At 75.2% G+C, this 16,217-nt stretch carries 19 protein-coding genes; 12 read left to right on the top strand and 7 right to left on the bottom strand.

The annotated features are described in order from the left end of the window. Positions 1–111 precede the first annotated feature (111 nt). On the bottom strand, positions 112–1,623 hold the full coding sequence (locus ACIA8O_RS18265) for a hypothetical protein (protein WP_396294887.1): 1,512 nt from the start codon (positions 1,621–1,623) through the stop codon (positions 112–114). Between the two features lie 276 nt (positions 1,624–1,899). On the opposite strand from ACIA8O_RS18265, the gene ACIA8O_RS18260 reads away from it, so the two are divergent. The 3 genes from ACIA8O_RS18260 to ACIA8O_RS18250 all read left to right on the top strand — a co-directional run bounded on the left by ACIA8O_RS18260 (position 1,900) and on the right by ACIA8O_RS18250 (position 3,909). Then, positions 1,900–2,394 (top strand): hypothetical protein, encoded by a 495-nt coding sequence (locus tag ACIA8O_RS18260; protein ID WP_396294886.1) that lies wholly within the window; start codon positions 1,900–1,902, stop codon positions 2,392–2,394. Between the two features lie 118 nt (positions 2,395–2,512). After that, complete coding sequence (locus tag ACIA8O_RS18255) at positions 2,513–3,202, top strand: DUF3105 domain-containing protein (protein WP_396294885.1); 690 nt, start codon at positions 2,513–2,515, stop codon at positions 3,200–3,202. A gap of 128 nt (positions 3,203–3,330) precedes the next feature. Further along, entirely contained in the window at positions 3,331–3,909 is a 579-nt protein-coding gene (locus tag ACIA8O_RS18250; RefSeq protein ID WP_396295327.1) for a DUF305 domain-containing protein, read from the top strand. Positions 3,910–4,005: 96 nt separating this feature from the next. Here ACIA8O_RS18250 and ACIA8O_RS18245 read toward each other — a convergent pair whose 3' ends face one another. Next, positions 4,006–5,481 carry an MFS transporter gene (locus ACIA8O_RS18245; protein ID WP_396294884.1) on the bottom strand — a complete coding sequence of 492 codons (1,476 nt, stop codon included), beginning with the start codon at positions 5,479–5,481 and terminating at the stop codon, positions 4,006–4,008. Between the two features lie 103 nt (positions 5,482–5,584). On the opposite strand from ACIA8O_RS18245, the gene ACIA8O_RS18240 reads away from it, so the two are divergent. After that, positions 5,585–6,097 (top strand): MarR family winged helix-turn-helix transcriptional regulator, encoded by a 513-nt coding sequence (locus tag ACIA8O_RS18240; protein ID WP_396294883.1) that lies wholly within the window; start codon positions 5,585–5,587, stop codon positions 6,095–6,097. 53 nt (positions 6,098–6,150) lie between these two features. After that, the gene (locus tag ACIA8O_RS18235; RefSeq protein WP_396294882.1) at positions 6,151–6,810 is read left to right on the top strand and encodes a hypothetical protein; all 660 of its coding nucleotides are present in this window, start codon (positions 6,151–6,153) and stop codon (positions 6,808–6,810) included. Positions 6,811–6,823: 13 nt separating this feature from the next. Here ACIA8O_RS18235 and ACIA8O_RS18230 read toward each other — a convergent pair whose 3' ends face one another. Next, the gene (locus ACIA8O_RS18230) at positions 6,824–7,330 is read right to left on the bottom strand and encodes a methylated-DNA--[protein]-cysteine S-methyltransferase (RefSeq protein WP_396294881.1); all 507 of its coding nucleotides are present in this window, start codon (positions 7,328–7,330) and stop codon (positions 6,824–6,826) included. Then, entirely contained in the window at positions 7,327–8,901 is a 1,575-nt protein-coding gene (locus tag ACIA8O_RS18225) for an AlkA N-terminal domain-containing protein (protein ID WP_396294880.1), read from the bottom strand. The genes ACIA8O_RS18230 and ACIA8O_RS18225 overlap by 4 nt, the downstream gene beginning before the upstream one ends. 184 nt (positions 8,902–9,085) lie before the next feature. Here ACIA8O_RS18225 and ACIA8O_RS18220 point away from each other — a divergent pair, with 184 nt between their 5' ends. The 3 genes from ACIA8O_RS18220 to ACIA8O_RS18210 are packed head-to-tail and all read left to right on the top strand — an operon-like array spanning position 9,086 to position 11,087. Beyond that, a complete protein-coding gene (locus tag ACIA8O_RS18220; protein ID WP_396294879.1) occupies positions 9,086–10,144 on the top strand; it encodes a LacI family DNA-binding transcriptional regulator in 1,059 nt (352 codons plus the stop codon). Positions 10,145–10,180: 36 nt separating this feature from the next. Then, positions 10,181–10,549, top strand: coding sequence for a type II toxin-antitoxin system Phd/YefM family antitoxin (locus ACIA8O_RS18215; protein ID WP_396294878.1), 369 nt, complete (start codon positions 10,181–10,183; stop codon positions 10,547–10,549). Continuing rightward, complete coding sequence (locus ACIA8O_RS18210) at positions 10,524–11,087, top strand: Fic/DOC family protein (RefSeq protein ID WP_396294877.1); 564 nt, start codon at positions 10,524–10,526, stop codon at positions 11,085–11,087. The genes ACIA8O_RS18215 and ACIA8O_RS18210 overlap by 26 nt, the downstream gene beginning before the upstream one ends. Position 11,088: 1 nt before the next feature. On the opposite strand, the gene ACIA8O_RS18205 is transcribed toward ACIA8O_RS18210, so the two are convergent. Continuing rightward, complete coding sequence (locus ACIA8O_RS18205) at positions 11,089–11,820, bottom strand: TSUP family transporter (RefSeq protein WP_396294876.1); 732 nt, start codon at positions 11,818–11,820, stop codon at positions 11,089–11,091. An 82-nt stretch (positions 11,821–11,902) separates the two neighbouring features. Between ACIA8O_RS18205 and ACIA8O_RS18200 the strand changes: the two genes are divergently transcribed. Both ACIA8O_RS18200 and ACIA8O_RS18195 read left to right on the top strand, forming a co-directional pair. After that, positions 11,903–12,664 carry a 2-phosphosulfolactate phosphatase gene (locus ACIA8O_RS18200; RefSeq protein ID WP_396294875.1) on the top strand — a complete coding sequence of 254 codons (762 nt, stop codon included), beginning with the start codon at positions 11,903–11,905 and terminating at the stop codon, positions 12,662–12,664. Further along, positions 12,661–13,104, top strand: coding sequence for a protein-tyrosine phosphatase family protein (locus ACIA8O_RS18195; protein ID WP_396294874.1), 444 nt, complete (start codon positions 12,661–12,663; stop codon positions 13,102–13,104). The genes ACIA8O_RS18200 and ACIA8O_RS18195 overlap by 4 nt, the downstream gene beginning before the upstream one ends. Here ACIA8O_RS18195 and ACIA8O_RS18190 read toward each other — a convergent pair. Both ACIA8O_RS18190 and ACIA8O_RS18185 read right to left on the bottom strand, forming a co-directional pair. Further along, the gene (locus ACIA8O_RS18190) at positions 13,074–14,195 is read right to left on the bottom strand and encodes a mechanosensitive ion channel family protein (RefSeq protein ID WP_396294873.1); all 1,122 of its coding nucleotides are present in this window, start codon (positions 14,193–14,195) and stop codon (positions 13,074–13,076) included. The two genes, ACIA8O_RS18195 and ACIA8O_RS18190, sit on opposite strands and share 31 nt — an antisense overlap. A 51-nt stretch (positions 14,196–14,246) precedes the next feature. Continuing rightward, entirely contained in the window at positions 14,247–14,543 is a 297-nt protein-coding gene (locus ACIA8O_RS18185; protein WP_396294872.1) for a WhiB family transcriptional regulator, read from the bottom strand. A 242-nt stretch (positions 14,544–14,785) separates the two neighbouring features. On the opposite strand from ACIA8O_RS18185, the gene ACIA8O_RS18180 reads away from it, so the two are divergent. Both ACIA8O_RS18180 and ACIA8O_RS18175 read left to right on the top strand, forming a co-directional pair. Next, the gene (locus ACIA8O_RS18180; RefSeq protein WP_396294871.1) at positions 14,786–15,691 is read left to right on the top strand and encodes a SigB/SigF/SigG family RNA polymerase sigma factor; all 906 of its coding nucleotides are present in this window, start codon (positions 14,786–14,788) and stop codon (positions 15,689–15,691) included. Between the two features lie 57 nt (positions 15,692–15,748). After that, on the top strand, positions 15,749–16,174 hold the full coding sequence (locus ACIA8O_RS18175) for an ATP-binding protein (protein ID WP_396294870.1): 426 nt from the start codon (positions 15,749–15,751) through the stop codon (positions 16,172–16,174). The last annotated feature ends 43 nt before the right edge of the window (positions 16,175–16,217 follow it).

The following is a 16,217-nucleotide window of genomic DNA, read 5'->3' as shown; positions in this document are numbered from 1 at the left end:
ACCGCCGCGGCTCGAAACCGGCGGCGAGGACCTCCGTCGGCGAACGCCTCCAGGAGTGGCCACCGCCGCGCCGGGCGGGCCGGCGGGCGAAGGGGGCGGGCTGACGCGGCGTCACTCGGTCCAGAGGGCGACGGCGGTGCGGTCGGAGGCGTAGCCCTTGGCGCGGACCTGGATCTGGCGGAGGAAGTCCACGGTGCCGGGCGGGTGCGGGTGGGCCCAGTGGTTGGCGAGGAAGTGGGCCACCGAGGGCTCCTCGGCGAGGGGGTCGGCCAGGCCGGGGGTGCAGAGCAGCAGGATGTCGCCCGAGGTGGCCGGGACCAGCCGGAAGCGGAACGCGCGGGGGTGCGGGCCCACCGGGTGCGGGAGCTGGCCGTCCGGGTGGTGGAGCAGGCGGGCGGCGTAGGCGTCGATCCAGTGGCCGGAGCGCAGCAGGTAGAGGCCGCCGGGCCCGAGGCCGAAGGCCGCGCGGTGGGTGGCGGTCGGGTCGAGCGAGATCATCAGGCAGTGCAGGGCGGCGTCCTGCGGGGCGTCCTGCGGTGCCCCGGGGGCGCGCAGCGGGGCGAACGCGCCGGTGGTCAGACGTTGGAGCCCGTAGCGCAGCCGGTCCCGCGCGCCCGCGCGCAGGTCGGCGGCGAGCTCCGCCCGACTCCGCCCGACCGCCGCCGCCAACTGCCGGCAGGCCTCCGCCGCCAACGGCGAGGGCTCCGGCGTGGTGCCGACCACCGCCAGCAGCAGCCCGTCCTCCCCCTCCCCGAACCGGGTCAGCAGCAGCGCGTCCCGCCGCCCCTCGCCCCGGTACCGGGCCGAATCCCCCCGCACCGAGACGGCCCGTACGGTCGCCCCGCCGTACTGCGCACCGTCCACCACCGTGTCGGGGGTCAGCAGGTCCAACTCGTCCGGCTCCACGGCCGTGACGGCGGTCGGCTCCGGCCCGTACGTCGGCGGGCGCTCCCCCACGTGCGGCACCGGCTGCTGCGCGAACGCCCGCCGAGCGGGCGGCGTCAGCGGCGGGACGGACACCTCGGCGGACGGCACGACGGGCTCCGGATCCGGCTCGACGGTCGCTACGGGTTCGGACTCGGGCTCCGTCACGGGCGGAACCTCGGGCTCCAGTGTGGGCTCGGCCACCTGAGGCACCGTCACGGCCACGGGCTCCGGATCCGGCTCGACGATCGCTTCGGGCTCGGCCACGGGCTCCGGCGCGACCTCCACGACCGGCTCGGCCGCGACGTCGGGCCCGGCCTCGGCCACGACCGGCACCACCGGTTCCGCCGGCCCATCCGACGAAGTCTCCGCCACCCGCTGCGGCCCGATCATCCCGAGCGCCGAGTCGAACCACTCGTCCACCGTCGGCTCCACGGCGGCGGGCTCCACACCCTCCCCCGCCGTCGCGTCCTCGGCCTCGGCCTCGGCCTCGGGCCCGGGCTCCGCCACGGCCTCGGTCTCCGTCGTCCGCTGCGCCCCGATCATCCCGACCGCGGAGTCGAACCACTCGTCCACCGTCGCGTCCTCGGCCGCCGCGTCGGGCGCCGCCAGGGCATCCGGCAGGGTGGCCGCCGGACCGGTGTACACCTCGTGCCACCAGCCGTCGCCGCGCTGCAACGGTGTGCCCTGGTTGCTCATCCGGCTGCTCCTCGTGCGTCTCTGGCCGTCTGCCGAGCGGTGCCTGCTCCCGGACTCGGCGTCATTCTTCCGAACGGAGAACGACGCTGTCCGGCATTCGGCGACAACCGGTCACTCCATGGGCTCAGCGGCCGGAACGGCACCCTCCGGCCGGGGCGGCGCAGGTGCTGCACGGTGCCAACAGGATGAATTCCCGGGTCGGGGGTGGGGTGGGGGCGGTGATCAGACCCCCAAAGGGGCTCTACCCTCACCCGTTCGGCTGATTAATATGTGCGCATGACCGCGCCGGAGGCCACCAGACCGCAGCCGGGGAGGGCCCGCGCAGGCCACCACCCCGTCGCCGCGCTGTGGGCGTTCCTGCTGGCCGGTCTGCTGCTGGCCCTGCCGTGCTCGGGCCCGGCCCACGCGGTGGCCCGGGCGGCCGCCGCACCCACCCCGCTGACCACGGTGACCGCGCTCCCGGGCGCCCACGCCCAGCCCCAGCCGGGCGGGCACGCCACCACGAGGCACAGTTCCGTCCAGGCCGGGCTCCCCGCCGAGCTGGTCTGGTGCTCGGTGGACGGCGAGCGGCCGTTCCCGGGCAGCGGCTGCTCGGGGCACACGTTCTGCGGGCCGGAGGCCCAGCTGCCGAACGCGCCGCCGCAGCCCGTACCGGCCGTCGCGGCCCGGCTGGTGCCGCCGCTGGCGCTGCCCGCGCCGGCCCGGCCCGCACCGGTGGGCGATCTCGACCTCGCGCCCGACCTGCACGTCCTCCAGGTCCACCTGAGCTGAGCGGAACCCACCGCCCGGACCACCCCGGCCGACCGGCCGGACCGGACGGCTCCGCTTCCCCTGCCAATCCGCATACCGCCGGCCGGACACCGCCCGGCGGGGACAAGGACACACTTCCATGGGTTCCGCTTCCAAGCAGCCGACCAAGCAGCAGCAGCCCGCCAAGGGCAAGGGCACCGTGAAGGGCAGCACCGCCGAACGCCGCGCCCGGATCGCCGAGCTGCGCGCCGAGGAGCAGCGCCGCGACCGCCGCAACAAGATCCTCGCGATCACCCTCGGCGTGGTGCTCGTCGGCGGCATGGTCGGCGGCGGCGCGTGGATCGCGCTCGACGCCAAGGCGAAGAAGGACAAGGAGACCGCGGCCGCCAAGGCCCCGATCGACGGCGTCCAGACCTTCGACAACCTCTCGCGCAACCACGTCCAGACCACCGTGACCTACCCGCAGACCCCGCCGGTCGGCGGTGACCACAACCCGATGTGGCTCAACTGCATGGGCACCGTCTACGACAAGCCGGTCGAGAACGAGAAGGCCGTGCACGCCCTGGAGCACGGCGCGGTCTGGGTGACGTACAACTCGAAGGCCTCGGCCGAGGACATCAACACGCTCTCCAGCAAGGTGAAGTCCACCCCGTACTCCTTCATCAGCCCCTACCCGGACGAGAAGGGCACCATCACCCTGACCGCCTGGGGCACCCAGCTCTCGGTGGACAGCGCCTCCGACCCGCGGGTCGGCACCTTCTTCACCAAGTACGTGCAGGGCCCGCAGACCCAGGAGCCGGGTGCCTCCTGCAGCGCGGCGGTGATGTGACCGTGACCGTCAAGGACGAGGTCGTCCGGGACGAGACCGCCGTGACGGAGGGTCAGGAGCCGGTCTCCCCCGTCCGGGGCGGCCGCCGCCGGGTCTGGTGGCCGGCCGCGCTGGCCGCCGCCGTGGCCCTGGGCCTCGGCGTGCCCGCGCTGGTCAGCAGCAGCTCCAGCGGCCCGGCCGTGGCGGCCCCCGCGCAGGAGTCGGCCGAGGCCGGCTTCGCGCGGGACATGTCGACCCATCACCAGCAGGCCGTGGACATGTCGTTCATCGTCCGGGACCGGACCCAGGACCAGGACGTCCGGACCCTGGCCTTCGACATCATCAACACCCAGGCCAACCAGCGCGGCATGATGACCGGCTGGCTGGACCAGTGGGGGCTCACCCAGCACTCCGGTGCCACCCCCATGGCGTGGATGAAGATGGACCACAAGTTCACCGCCGACGACGGCGCGCTGATGCCGGGCATGGCCACCAACACCGACCTGGGCAAGCTGCGTTCGCTCAGCGGCCAGGACGCCGAGGTGCTCTACCTCCAGCTGATGATCGAGCACCACAAGGGCGGGGTCGCGATGGCCCAGGGCTTCCTGGACATCGGCACCGACCCGGTGGAGAAGCGCCTCGCCCAGACCATGGTCAACGGGCAGAGCGCCGAGATCGACCTGATGACCTCGATGCTGGACAAGCGCGGCGCCAAGCCGCTCTCCTGACGGGAGCGGCGGCAGACACCGGCCCGACTGGGCGCGGCACGGACGGTACACCGCCCGCGCCGCGCCCCGTCGGCGTCTCCCGACGCTCCGTCAGCCCTACCCGGCCCCGGCCGACTGACGCGGCAGGGCGGGCCGATCGGCCGGGCCGCGCGCCGGGGTCCGTACCCGCCCCGCGGCCAGGGCCGCCGCCACGGCGACCAGGACCAGCAGCGCGAGGACCGCCCGGCCCCCGGTGGCGGGCCCGGCCAGGTGGACGCCGAGCACCGGCAGGGCGGTGCCGAGCGCCGTGCCGAGGCTGCGCACCATGCTGACCAGCCCGCCGCCGACCGCCGAGCTGGCGGCCGGTATGGCGCGCATCACCAGGGCGTTGTTGGCCGGCAGCAGCAGCCCGAGCCCGTACCCGGCGACCGCCAGCGGCACCGCCGTGGCCACCGGGGCGGCGGGCAGGACGGCGGCCCCGGCCAGGCCGAGCGCCGCCAGTAGCGCCCCGAGGCGGCAGCGGGCGGCGTCCGTCCAGGTGGCGGGGAGCAGCGCGCCGCCGACGGTGGCCGCCACCGCGAACGCCCCCGGCAGCGCGGTGATCACCAGCCCCGCGACCGCCACCGGGACCCCCGCCCCGGCCAGCACCACCGGGCCGAGCACCAGCGGGCAGAACAGCAGCAGGTAGCCGACCAGCGCGACCAGCAGGCCGGTGCGGATGCCGGGGGTGTTGACCAGGCCCGGCGGGATCAGCGGACGGTCCGCGCGGCGTTCCTGCCGGGTCAGGGCGAGCGCCAGCACGGTGGCGAGCAGCAGCAGTGCGGCCACCGCCCAGCCGGGGAGCGGGAGGCCGGAGGCGGCGGAGAGCCCGAGCAGTGCGGAGGTGGTGGCCCCGGCGAGCAGGAGCAGCCCGGCCAGGTCGAACTTCCCTTCCGGGCGCGGGAGTCGGGGCGGGCAGCCGTCGGGGTGGGTGCGGGGCAGCAGGAACCATCCCGCCACCAGGCCGACCAGCCCGATCGGCACGTTGACCCAGAACACCCAGCGCCAGGAGGCGTGTTGGACCAGCAGGCCGCCCAGGCTCGGGCCCAGCGCCAGGCCCAGGGCCTGCGCGGCCGCCTGGACGCCGAGCGCCGTCCGCATGGCCCGCTCGGGCACGCCGCGGGCGACCAGCGCGACGCTGTTGGCCTGCATCATCGCGCCGCCGACCGCCTGCACGGCCCGGCAGGCCACCAGCACGCCGAGGCTCCCGGCCGCCCCGGCCCCGAGCGAGGCGAGCGCGAAGACCGCGAAGCCGCCCAGGTAGACCGTCTTGCGCCCGATCAGGTCGGACAGCCGCCCGACCGGGGCGAGCAGCGCCACCAGCACCAGCAGGTAGGCCAGCGACACCCAGGCCACGGCCGCGAAGCCCGTGTCGAAGGCGGACTCCAGGGCGGGGAAGACCAGCGCGGTGACGCTCGCGGTGAGCTGACCGAGGAAGGCCCCGAGGCAGACCGCGCCGACGGCCAGCCAGTGCGCGTACGGCCGGGCGGCGATCGTCCGCGGCCGCGGACGCTCGACCAGCAGGCGTCCGGTCAGCTCTCGCACGGTGGCCATGCCCTAAATATATCTGTCACCGATCCATTCGGTCCACAGAGCTACCCGGCCATCCCTCGGAACGCGCCCGGGCCGCCGCGCCCCGCCCGCTACGCTGTCGCCCATGTCTTCGCAGCCCAGCCCCGTTCCGCCCGCCCCGTCCGATCCCCGCGGCGAGGACGACGGCACGCTGGAGCGGGCCCAACGGCTGACGGACGTGATCACCCGGCTGCGACGGGCGCTGCGCAGCAGCATCCGCACCGACTACCCGTGGGAGTCCCTGCCCATGGCGCAGGTCGAACTCCTCCAGACCCTGGCCGCCGCCCCGCTCCGGGTCGGCGAACTGGCGGCCCGTCAGCGCCTGGCCCCCAACACCGTCAGCGGCCTGGTCGGCAAGCTCCTGGACGCCGGCTTCGTCGACCGCCAGCCCGACCCGGGCGACCGCCGCACCGCCCGCATCGCCCTCACCGACGCCGGCCGCCGCCAGCTCCGCGACTGGCAACTAGCCCACGAACGCCGCCTCGCCGCCGCCCTGGAGAGCCTCGGCGACACCGACCGCGAGGCCGTCATGAACGCCCTCCCCGGCCTCGAACTCCTCGCCCGCGCCCTCACCACCCCGGACGACCGGCCGCTCTGACCGCCCGTCGACCCGGCCCGGCCGCTGTCGGCGCTCCCCCGTAGGGTGCCGCCATGATCGCGCGTCCCACCGGGCAGGCCGACGGACCGTACGGTGCCGCCTTCCTTCCCCGTCTCCGACTGACGTTCCGGCCCGCGGAGCACCCCATCACCGAACCGGTCGCCAAACTCGGCGGCGACCCGGTCTGGCTCGCCGAACCGGCGTGGCCGCTCGACTCCCGTACGGGCGAACCGCTGGTGTTCGTCGGACAGTTCCCGATCCCCGGGGACGAGCTGCGCCTCGCGTACCTCTTCGTGGAGGAGGAGGACATGATCATGGGTGGCCTCGGCCCGGAGGACGGCGACGCGGTCGTCCTGGTCCAGCCCGGCGGCCGCGTCCCGCACTTCGCCGTCACGGGCCCGGCCGGAACCCGGGGCCGGACGCTCTGGCGCTGGAGCCCCGACTACCGCGAGGTGCCCGTGGAAGGCCACCTCGACCTGACACCGGCGCCGCCCGGCCGCGACGGGCACGAGCTGGGCACGTACCTGGGCGGCACCGCGTACCTCAGCCACGGCCGTCCCGGCGTCGACGCCCCCTGGGAGTTCCTCCTCCAGCTCGGCGACTGCAGCGGGGCCGGGGAGGACCCCTACTTCCTCAACTTCGGTGACGGGCACGGCTACGTCTTCCTGAGCCCGGACCACCTCGAGGGGCGCTTCTACTGGGAGGCACCCTGACCCCCACCAGGGCTCAGAACAGCGAGCCGCGCTCCAACGCGAGCAGCTGCCGCTTGCGGTCCACCCCCGCCGCGAAGCCGGTCATGGCGCCGTTCGCGCCGAGCACGCGGTGGCAGGGGAGGATCACCAGCAGCGGGTTGGCGCCGACCGCGCCGCCCACCGCTCGGACGGCGGTCGGGGGCCGGCCGGCCATCGCGCCGAGTTCGCCGTAGGTGACCGTCTCGCCGTAGGGGATCTCGGCCAGGGCGGCCCAGATCGCCCGGCGGAAGTCGCTGCCCTCGGGGTCGAGCGCCAGCGAGAAGTCGGTCCGGTCCCCCGCGAAGTACGCGTCGAGCTGGGCGATCACCTCGGCGAAGGCCGCGTCATCGGCCACCCACCCGTCGGCCGGGCCCTCCGGGGCGCCCTTCTGCCCGGGCGCGGTGACGGAGCGCAGCGCGACCCCGCCCGAGCCGTCCGGCACCCCGCTGAGCAGCAGCCGCCCGAGCGGGCTCTCCATCGTGGTGTACACCGTCGTCGTCATGCCGATCCACTTCCTGACGCACCGTCAACAGTCTTCCCCCGCTTGCCCTTCGGAGGATTCTCCCCCACCGGCGGGGTGAGCGAGGCCCACAGCCGGTGCACCGCGTACGAGCGCCAGGGCGCCCAGGCCGCGCCCGCCACCGCCGCCGACTTCGGGTCACCGGGGTGCCCGAGCCGGAGCAGGCCGTGCTTGACGCCGATGTCGCTGGGCAGGAAGACGTCCGGGTCGGCCAGCGCCCGCATCCGCAGGTAGCCGACCGTCCAGGGGCCGATGCCGGGCAGGGCGAGCAGTTCGGCGGCGGCCTCCTCGCGGTCCACTCCGCCGTCGAGGCGGACCGTGCCGTCCGCCAGGGCCGCACAGAGCCCGCGCAGGGCGCGCTTGCGCGCGTCCGGCATGGCCAGGTCCTCCGGCGCCGCCCCGGCCAGGGCGGCGGCGGTCGGGAAGAGCAGCCGCAGCCCGCCGCTGGGCTCGGCCAGCGGGGCGCCGTACTTCTCGGCCAGCCGCCCGGCCAGCGTGCGGGCGGCGGCCACCGTCACCTGCTGGCCGAGCACGGCGCGCACGGCCAGCTCATGCGGGTCCACGTGCCCCGGGGAGCGCACCCCGGGACGGGAGCGGACCAGCTCGCCGAGCACCGGGTCGGCGCCGAGCTGGCCGTCCACCGCGCCCGGGTCGGCGTCCAGGTCGAAGAGGGCGCGCAGCCGGTGCACGGCGGTGGTGAGGTCGCGCAGGTCGGTGAGCTGGAGGCGGCAGTCCAGCCAGCCGCGGTCCGGCCGTTCGCCGGGGGCCAAGCCGTCCACCTCGGCGACGGCGTGGCCGTACGGGAGGGCGAGGGTGCGCCGGTAGGTCCGCACGCCCGACGCGCCGTCGGTCACGACCTCCTCCACGCCGGGGACGGCGCGCAGGGCGAGGAAGTCCAGCAGGTGGTCGCTGTCCAGCGCGCCCCGGTAGGCGAGGCGGAGTCCGATCTGCCCGGCGGTGGCGGTGCCGGGGCGGTGGCCGTTGGCCTCGGCGCGCAGGCCGCTCGGGGTGCGGTCGTAGACCTCGCGCACGGTGTCGTTGAACTGGCGGACCGAGGAGAAGCCGGCCGCGAACGCGATCTCGGTGACCGGGAGTTGCGTCGTCTGGAGCAGCAGCCGGGCGGTCTGCGCGCGCTGCGCGCGGGCCAGGGCGATCGGCCCCGCGCCCAGCTCCGCGCTCAGCTGCCGCTGCACCTGCCGTGCGCTGTACCCGAGCCGGTCGGCCAGGCCGGAGACGCCCTCCCGGTCGACCACGCCGTCACCGATCAGCCGCATGGCCCGGCCGACCAGGTCCGCCCGGTGGTTCCACTCCGGCGAGCCGGGCACCGAGTCCGGACGGCAGCGGCGGCAGGCCCGGTACCCGGCGCCCTGGGCGGCGGCCGCCGTCGGGTAGAAGGTGCAGTTGACGCGCTTGGGCGTGACGGCGGGGCAGCTCGGGCGGCAGTAGATGCCGGTGCTGCGGACGGCGGTGAAGAACACCCCGTCGAAACGGGCGTCCCGGCTGTCCACCGCCCGGTAGCGGGTGTCGTCGGTCAGGGTCTCGGTCTCGGTCACGCCCTCCAGTCTGCGTCACCGCACGGGGCGCGACTGGCGGGATTCGGACACCGCCGTCGCCCCTGGCGAGCCGTGCCGCGGGAAAGCCTCTGAGAGCGCTCTCACGACTGTCCCGGTACGAGTAAGCTCTGTACCGGCACGTCCCCCCCGTCCCAGCACCGCAGCCCTCACGAGGAGTACCGAGGTGGCCCAGCCGCAGCCCGAGGCCGAGTCGGCCGCGCCGCTCCCCCGCCCCACCCTGGAGTCGGTCGCGGAGCGCGCCGGCGTCTCCCGCGCCACCGCCTCCCGGGTGATCAACGGCGGCACCGGCGTACGGGAACCCCTGCGGGAGAAGGTCCAGCGCGCCGTCGAGGAACTCGGCTACGTGCCCAACCTGGCCGCCCGCACCCTGGTCACCCGGCGCAACCAGGCCGTGGCCGTGGTGGTCGCCGAACCGGAGAGCCGCCTCTTCTCCGACCCCTTCTTCGCCCAGCACCTGCGCGGCATCAGCCGCGAACTCTCCGCCGCCGACAACCAGATGGTGCTGCTCTTCATCGAGGACCAGCAGGACTACCAGCGGGTCGGCCGCTACCTGGCCGGCGGCCACGTGGACGGCGCCCTGCTCTTCTCCCTCCACCAGAGCGACCCGCTGCCCGAGATGGCCCGCCGCGTTGGGCTGCCCACCGTGATCGGCGGCCGCCCCGGCTGGCCCGGCGCCGAGTCCGACCGCGAACTGGTCTACGTCGACAGCGACAACCGCGGCGGCGCCCGCACCGCCGTCCAGCACCTGCGCTCCCTCGGCCGCACCAGGATCGCCACCATCACCGGCCCGCTCGACCAGACCTCCTCCATGGACCGCCTCGACGGCTACCGCGACCTCCTCCCCGACGGCGACCCCGCCCTGATCGCCGTCGGCGACTTCACCCCCGAGGGCGGCCGCCGCGCGATGGCCGAACTCCTCGAACGCCGCCCCGACCTGGACGCCGTCTTCGCCGCCTCCGACCAGATGGCCTCCGGCGCCCTCCACGTCCTCCGCGCCCACGGCCGCACCGTCCCCGACGACGTCGCCGTCATCGGCTTCGACGACGTCGAGTCCATCGCCGCCTGGACCGAGCCCCCGCTCACCACCATCCGCCAGGACATCGAGGAGATGGGCCGCCTGATGGCCCGTCTCCTCCTCCGCCGCCTCAACACCCCCACCCAGCCCAACACCCCCACCTCCGTCATCACCCCCACCCGCCTGATCCTCCGCGGCTCCGCCTGACGGTGAAATCTGTACAGATTTCTGTACACTTCCGGTATGGACATCCAGGAAGTAGTCACCGTCAGCTCGGCGAGAGCACAGCTTCCTCAGATACTGGCCGGTCTCGCCGCCGAAGGCCCGGCCGCCGCCCCTGTGGTCATCGGCGCCCACCGGAAACCCCAGGGCGTCCTGCTCTCCGTCGCCCTCTACGAGGAACTGACCGCCGCCCGGCGTCGTGAGGCCGTGGCCTCGGCCGCCGGGTCGCTCCGCGCCGAGGGCCTGCACGCGTCCAGCGCCGCCGAGGCGGACGCCGACGACTACGCGCACGGCCGGATCACCGCCGACGAACTCGTCGAGCGCGCCGCCAACCGCTACCGGGCCCCACTGAACGACGGACAGGATGAACGACCCCTACGCCCTTCCTGACGGGACACTGCGCAATCTGCTCGGCATCACCGACCCGGCCCAACTCGCAGCCGCAGAAGCCGACATCACCCACGCAACCCTGATCCGGATCGCTGCCCACCCCGTCCCCGGCAGCTACGACCTCCCCCATCTCCAGGCCTTCCACCGAGCCATCTTCGGCCTCGTCTACGAGTGGGCCGGGCAGCTACGCACCGTCGAGATCTCCAAGGAGACCGGCTTCTGCCGGACCGAACACCTCGAGGCCTTCGCCGGGAGCGTCTTCGCCGGCGTCCCGGCCCCCTCGCAACTGGCGGCGCTGCCTCGCTCCGCCTTCCTGGACAGACTGACCAGCCTCTACGGCGACATCAACGCTCTTCACCCGTTCCGCGAAGGGAACGGGCGCACCCAGCGGGCCTTCCTCTCCCAACTCGCGACCGAATCCGGTTACCAGCTCTCCTGGCGCCTTCTGGATGCCGAGCAGAACCGACGGGCCTCGATCCAGAGCCACAACGGAGATGACGGTGCTCTCCGGGCCATGCTCGACCGCCTGCTGACCTGATTCACAAGCTCACGACGCCCTTCACCAGCGTGCTGAGGCCACCGGCCAGGGCGATGCCCAGGACCACCCGCCGGGCCCAGCGCTCCGGTACCCGTCCGGCCAGCGTGCCGCCGATCACAGCTCCGCCCGCGATGCCAGCCGCCGCCAGGGTCCATCCGTCGCCCGAGAGGTGGGGCAGGCCCTTGGCGGTGACGGAGAAGACGTTGACGACGAAGCCGTAGAAGAGGGCGTTGGGGAGGAACTCGCGGGCGGTCCAGCCGGCGTTGACGGCGTAGAGGGAGAGGGCGGGGCCGCCCACGCCCGCCGCGGAGTTCATGAAGCCGCTGGCCGCTCCGGCGGCCACCGCTCCGCCGGTGCCGCGCAGGGCGGCGGCCCGCGCACCGGCGAGCACCACCAGCACGGCGAGCGTCACCAGCAGCCCGATGCCGACCAGCAGGGCGGGGCCCGGCAGGCGGTCGGCGACCCACACGCCCGACGGGACGGTGCAGCCGGCCGCCAGGACCAGCGGGACCATGGCCCGCGGCCTGACCTCCCGCCAGTTCCCCGCCAACCCGAGCAGGCTGATCACCCCGGAGGCGCAGTTGGCCAGGGCGACCCCCTCGGCCGGGCCGATCAGCAGGGCCAGGACCGGTACGGCGACCAGGGCGAGGCCCATCCCGGCCATCCGCTGCACGGTCGAACCGAGCAGCACCACCCCGCCCAGCGCCAGCTCCGCCACCCAAGCACTCGTCATGGCCGGCACTCTGCTCCGCCCTCCCCCGCACGATCAACGGAATTCCGGGGGCCCGTGCCCCGCCGTGAAATGATGCCCCGTCATGGACGAGCAGACGTGGAGTGCCCAGGCGGGGTACGGGGTGCGGTTCGAGTGGGGGCCGGTCGGCGCGGCGCGGCTGGCACGCGCCGGGGCGGCCGCGCTGGTGGTGGTGGACGTCCTGTCGTTCACCACGGCGGTGAGCGTGGCGGTGGAACGCGGGACGCGGGTGTACCCGTACCCCTGGCGGGACGACACCGCGCGGGAGTTCGCGGCCGGGCACGGGGCGGACCTGGCGGTCGGGCGGCGGCAGGCCTCGCCGCGGGCGCCCTGGTCGCTCTCCCCCGCGGCGCTGCGCACCGCGCCGTTCACCCCGCGCCTGGTGCTGCCGTCCCCGAACGGGTCGGCGATCGCGGCCGCCGCCGAGGGCCTGCCGGTGTACGCCGCCTGCCTGCGCAACGCCACCGCCGTCGCCCGTCACCTCCACCGGGAGGGCTACGGCACGCCGGAGCGGCCCCTCGCCGTGGTCGCGGCCGGCGAGCGCTGGCCGGACGGTTCGCTCCGCCCAGCCGTCGAGGACCTGCTGGGCGCAGGTGCGGTGATCGCCGCCCTGCCCGGCTCCGCCGCCCGGCTCTCCCCCGAGGCGGCCCTCGCCGCCCTCGCCCTCCGCGCCGACCCCGACCCGGCCGCCACCGTCCGGTCCTGTGCCTCCGGCCGCGAACTGGCCGACGGCGGTTGGCCGCAGGACGTCGCCGTCGCCGTGGAGACCGACGCCTCCGCCACCGTCCCGCTCCTGGCGGACGGCGCCTTCGGGAGTGCGTCATGAAGCACGTCGTGACCTGGGATCCCGCGGCGGACGGCGTTCTCCGTCTCCCCTCCGGACGGCTGGTCCGCGGCCGCGGCCTGAGCAACCCCCTGCCGCCGGGCCCGGAGCCGGAGTTCGCCCTCTACCTGCTCGGCCGTCAACCCCCGCCCGTGGCCTGGGAGTTCCGCTGGCTGCGCTGGCCGGACTTCCGGCTGCCCGCCGACCCGGTGGCCACCACCGAGGCGCTCCGGGAGGCCTGGCGCCGCTGCACCGCCGAACGGGTCGAGTTCGCCTGCGCCGGCGGGCGCGGCCGCACCGGCACCGCGCTGGCCTGCCTCGCCGTCCTGGACGGGGTGCCCGCCCGGGAGGCCGTCGCCTACGTCCGCGCGCACTACTCCCCGCACGCCGTGGAGACCCCGTGGCAGCGCCGCTACGTCGCCCGCTTCGACCCCTCGGCCTGAGCAGGAGCGGCCTCCGCCGGGCCGGCCTCCACGGGACCGGCCTGAGCGGGACCGACCTCCGCGGGCGCCGCGGCGAAGGCCACCCGGGGCAGGGCGCCGGGGTGGTGGTGCCGGAGGTGACGGATCAGCTCCTCCCGTGCCCAGCACCGGAGTTCGAAGGCGTCGTCGGCGTTGCGGGCGGTCATCAGGGCCCGCACCACGATGGTGCTGGGCGTGGTGTCGACGACCTGGAGGGCGCGGCCGACGCCGTCCCAGAGGGGGTGCTCGGCGATCCGCCGCTCGAACTCGGCGCGCAGCTCGCCGACGGGGGTGCTGTGGTCGAGGTGGAGCACGGCGGTGCCGGTGATGCCGGGGCCCCGGCGGGACCAGTTCTCGAAGGGCTTGCCGACGAAGTGGGAGACGGGCATCACGATCCGCCGCTGGTCCCAGGTGGCGATGGCGACGTAGGTCAGGGTGATCTCCTCGACGGTGCCCCACTCGCCCCCGACCACCACCACGTCGTCGATACCGACCATGTCGCTGAAGGCGAGCTGGAGTCCGGCGAAGAGGTTCCCGAGGGTGCTCTGGGCGGCCACCCCGAGCACCAGGCCGGCCAGCCCGGCCGAGGCCAGCAGGCTGGTGCCGACCGTGCGGACGGCGGGGAAGGTCATCAGCACCCCGGCCAGCGTGAGCACCGCGATCGCCGCCCCGCAGACCCGGCCGAGCACGCTCGCCTGGGTCCGCACCCGCCGCACCCGCGCCGGGTCGCGGTCCGGCCGCCCGCTCGCGTACCGGCTCAGCCCGGTCACCAGCAGCAGGGACACCATCCGGGCCGCCAGCCAGCCGCAGCCCACCAGCAGGGCGAGCAGCAGCGCGTGCCGCACCACCCCCGCGCCCGGAACGGCCACCCGTCCTCCGGCCAGCAGCAGCGCCGAGCCGGTGGCCGCCAGGAACGGCACCCGGCAGCGCCGCAGCACCGGCCAGGCGACCGCCTCGGGGTGGGCGGCGGTGAGCCGCCGCAGCACGCGGCGCACCACCCGGTCCACCACCAGCAGCGCCAGTACGACGACGGCCACCGCCACGGTGGGCCGCAGGACGGTCCAGATCTGCACGCCCGTGCTCCTCGCTCTCCCTGCCGCGGGGCAGAAGAAGGTGAACGGCCGTCAGGCCGCCGTACGACGACGACGCGAGGCGCGGAACATCCGCTCCCGCTCGTCCTCGGTCATCCCGCCCCAGACCCCGTACGTCTCGTGCGCGAGGAGGGCGTGGCGCAGGCAGGCCTCCCGGACGGGGCAGCGGGCGCAGACCTCCTTGGCACTCGCCTCCCGGGCCTCCCGCTCGGGCCCGCGCTCGCCGAGCGGGGTGAAGAACAGGTCGGTGCTGACGGTCCGGCAGGCGGCGCGCAGCTGCCAGTTCCACTCGTGTTCGAAGGCGCCGGGCAGGCGCGAGACGACGGTCATGGGTGCTCCTTCGCTCGTTCCGGTGGTTCGGCCCGGCCTGCGTCTCACCCCGATGTGCGGGGCGAAACCTGCCGAACGTACACCAACCGCCCTTGTGGCGCACGACACTTGCCCCATGAAGACCCGGCACCACGATCCGGAGCCGGCGTGCCGACCCTGTGACGATCGCGTGTGCGCGGACATGGCCCGGGGCACTCCGGGTAACCGCGCTCTCGTCGCGGAAGCCCGAGGAGAGGAACGACATGGCGACCATCACCACCGCCCTGGCGGACACCGGCCCCGTCCCACCCGCCCCGTCGGGGCTGCGCCGGGCCGCCCTGGCCGGCCTGCCCGGGCTGCAGGACGGTCCCGCGCTCGACCGGCCCCGCGAGGTGGCCGCACCGGACGCGCGCCAGCTGTCCCGCGTGCTCTTCGCCCGGCTGCACGAACTGGAGGAGGGCACGCCCGAGTACTCCTACGTGCGGGCCACCCTGATCGAGCTGAACGTCTCGCTGGTGCGCTTCGCGGTCCGGCGCTTCTCCGGCAGCCGGGAGCCGCTGGAGGACATCGTGCAGGCCGGGACGGTGGGCCTGATCAAGGCGATCGACCGCTTCGAGCCGGAGCGGGGGCTGGAGTTCACCACCTTCGCCGTGCCGACCATCGTCGGCGAGGTCAAGCGCTTCTTCCGGGACAGCACCTGGGCGGTGCACGTCCCGCGCCGGCTCCAGGAGGCCCGGCTGGCCGTGGTGCGGGGCAGCGAGGAGCTGGAGCAGCGGCTGGACCGCAGCCCGACCGTGCCCGAACTCGCCGAGCACCTCGGCCTCTCCGAGGAGGAGGTGGTGGAGGGCATCGGCGCGGCCGAGGCCCGGACCGCGAACTCGCTGGAGGCCCGGCTGGACGACGCCGCCAACGGGGAGGGCCCGCCCCTGGAGGCCGTGCTCGGTGCGGAGGACCCGCGCTTCGAACGGGTCGACGCCGTCCAGGCGTTGAAGCCCACCATCTCCGCACTGCCGGAGCGGGACCGCCTGCTGCTGGCGATGCGCTTCAGCGAGGAGCTCACCCAGTCCCAGATAGGCGAGCGGCTCGGCGTCTCGCAGATGCACGTCTCGCGGCTGCTCGCCCGGGTGCTCGGCGAGCTGCGCACCGCCCTCGTCCCGGACCCTTCCTGATCCGCCGCCGGGCGGACCGGGAGGACGAGGGAGGCACCGAGAACGAGGAGGTGACCGGTGACGGCACCACGGACCGGTCCCCCGCCGTCGGCGCGGGTGCACCGGATCGACCTGGCCGGGCTGGCCGCCCCGGTCGCGACCGCCCGCCGCCTGGTCCTGGCGACCCTGGCCGACTGGCTGGTCGGCCGGCCCGGGTGCGACGACGCCGCCCTGGTGGCAGGCGAGTTGGTGGCCAACGCGGTCCTGCACGGCGGCGGCCCGCGCAGCCTGGTGCTGACCGACCTGGGCCCGCCCGGCCCGGGCCGGGCCCGGGGCCCGGCCGCCGTCCGGGTGGCGGTCACGGACGGCAGCCCACGCATCCCGTCCCACCGCCCGGGCGGCCACGGCCTGGTGGTCGTCCGCCACCTCAGCCGGGCCTGGGGTCACCACCCCGCCCCGCCCGGCAAGACCGTCTGGGCCGAGGTCCCGCACGACCCGGGGTAGCGGCCGGGCGGCCGCCCCGGGCCCACCCCGTCCCGCCCCACCC

Origin of the sequence: Kitasatospora sp. NPDC051853 (genome assembly GCF_044452665.1) — a bacterium.
Lineage (GTDB): Bacteria > Actinomycetota > Actinomycetes > Streptomycetales > Streptomycetaceae > Kitasatospora.
The sequence above is the reverse complement of the archived record's forward strand: the minus strand, read 5'-3'. Positions and strand labels throughout refer to the sequence as shown.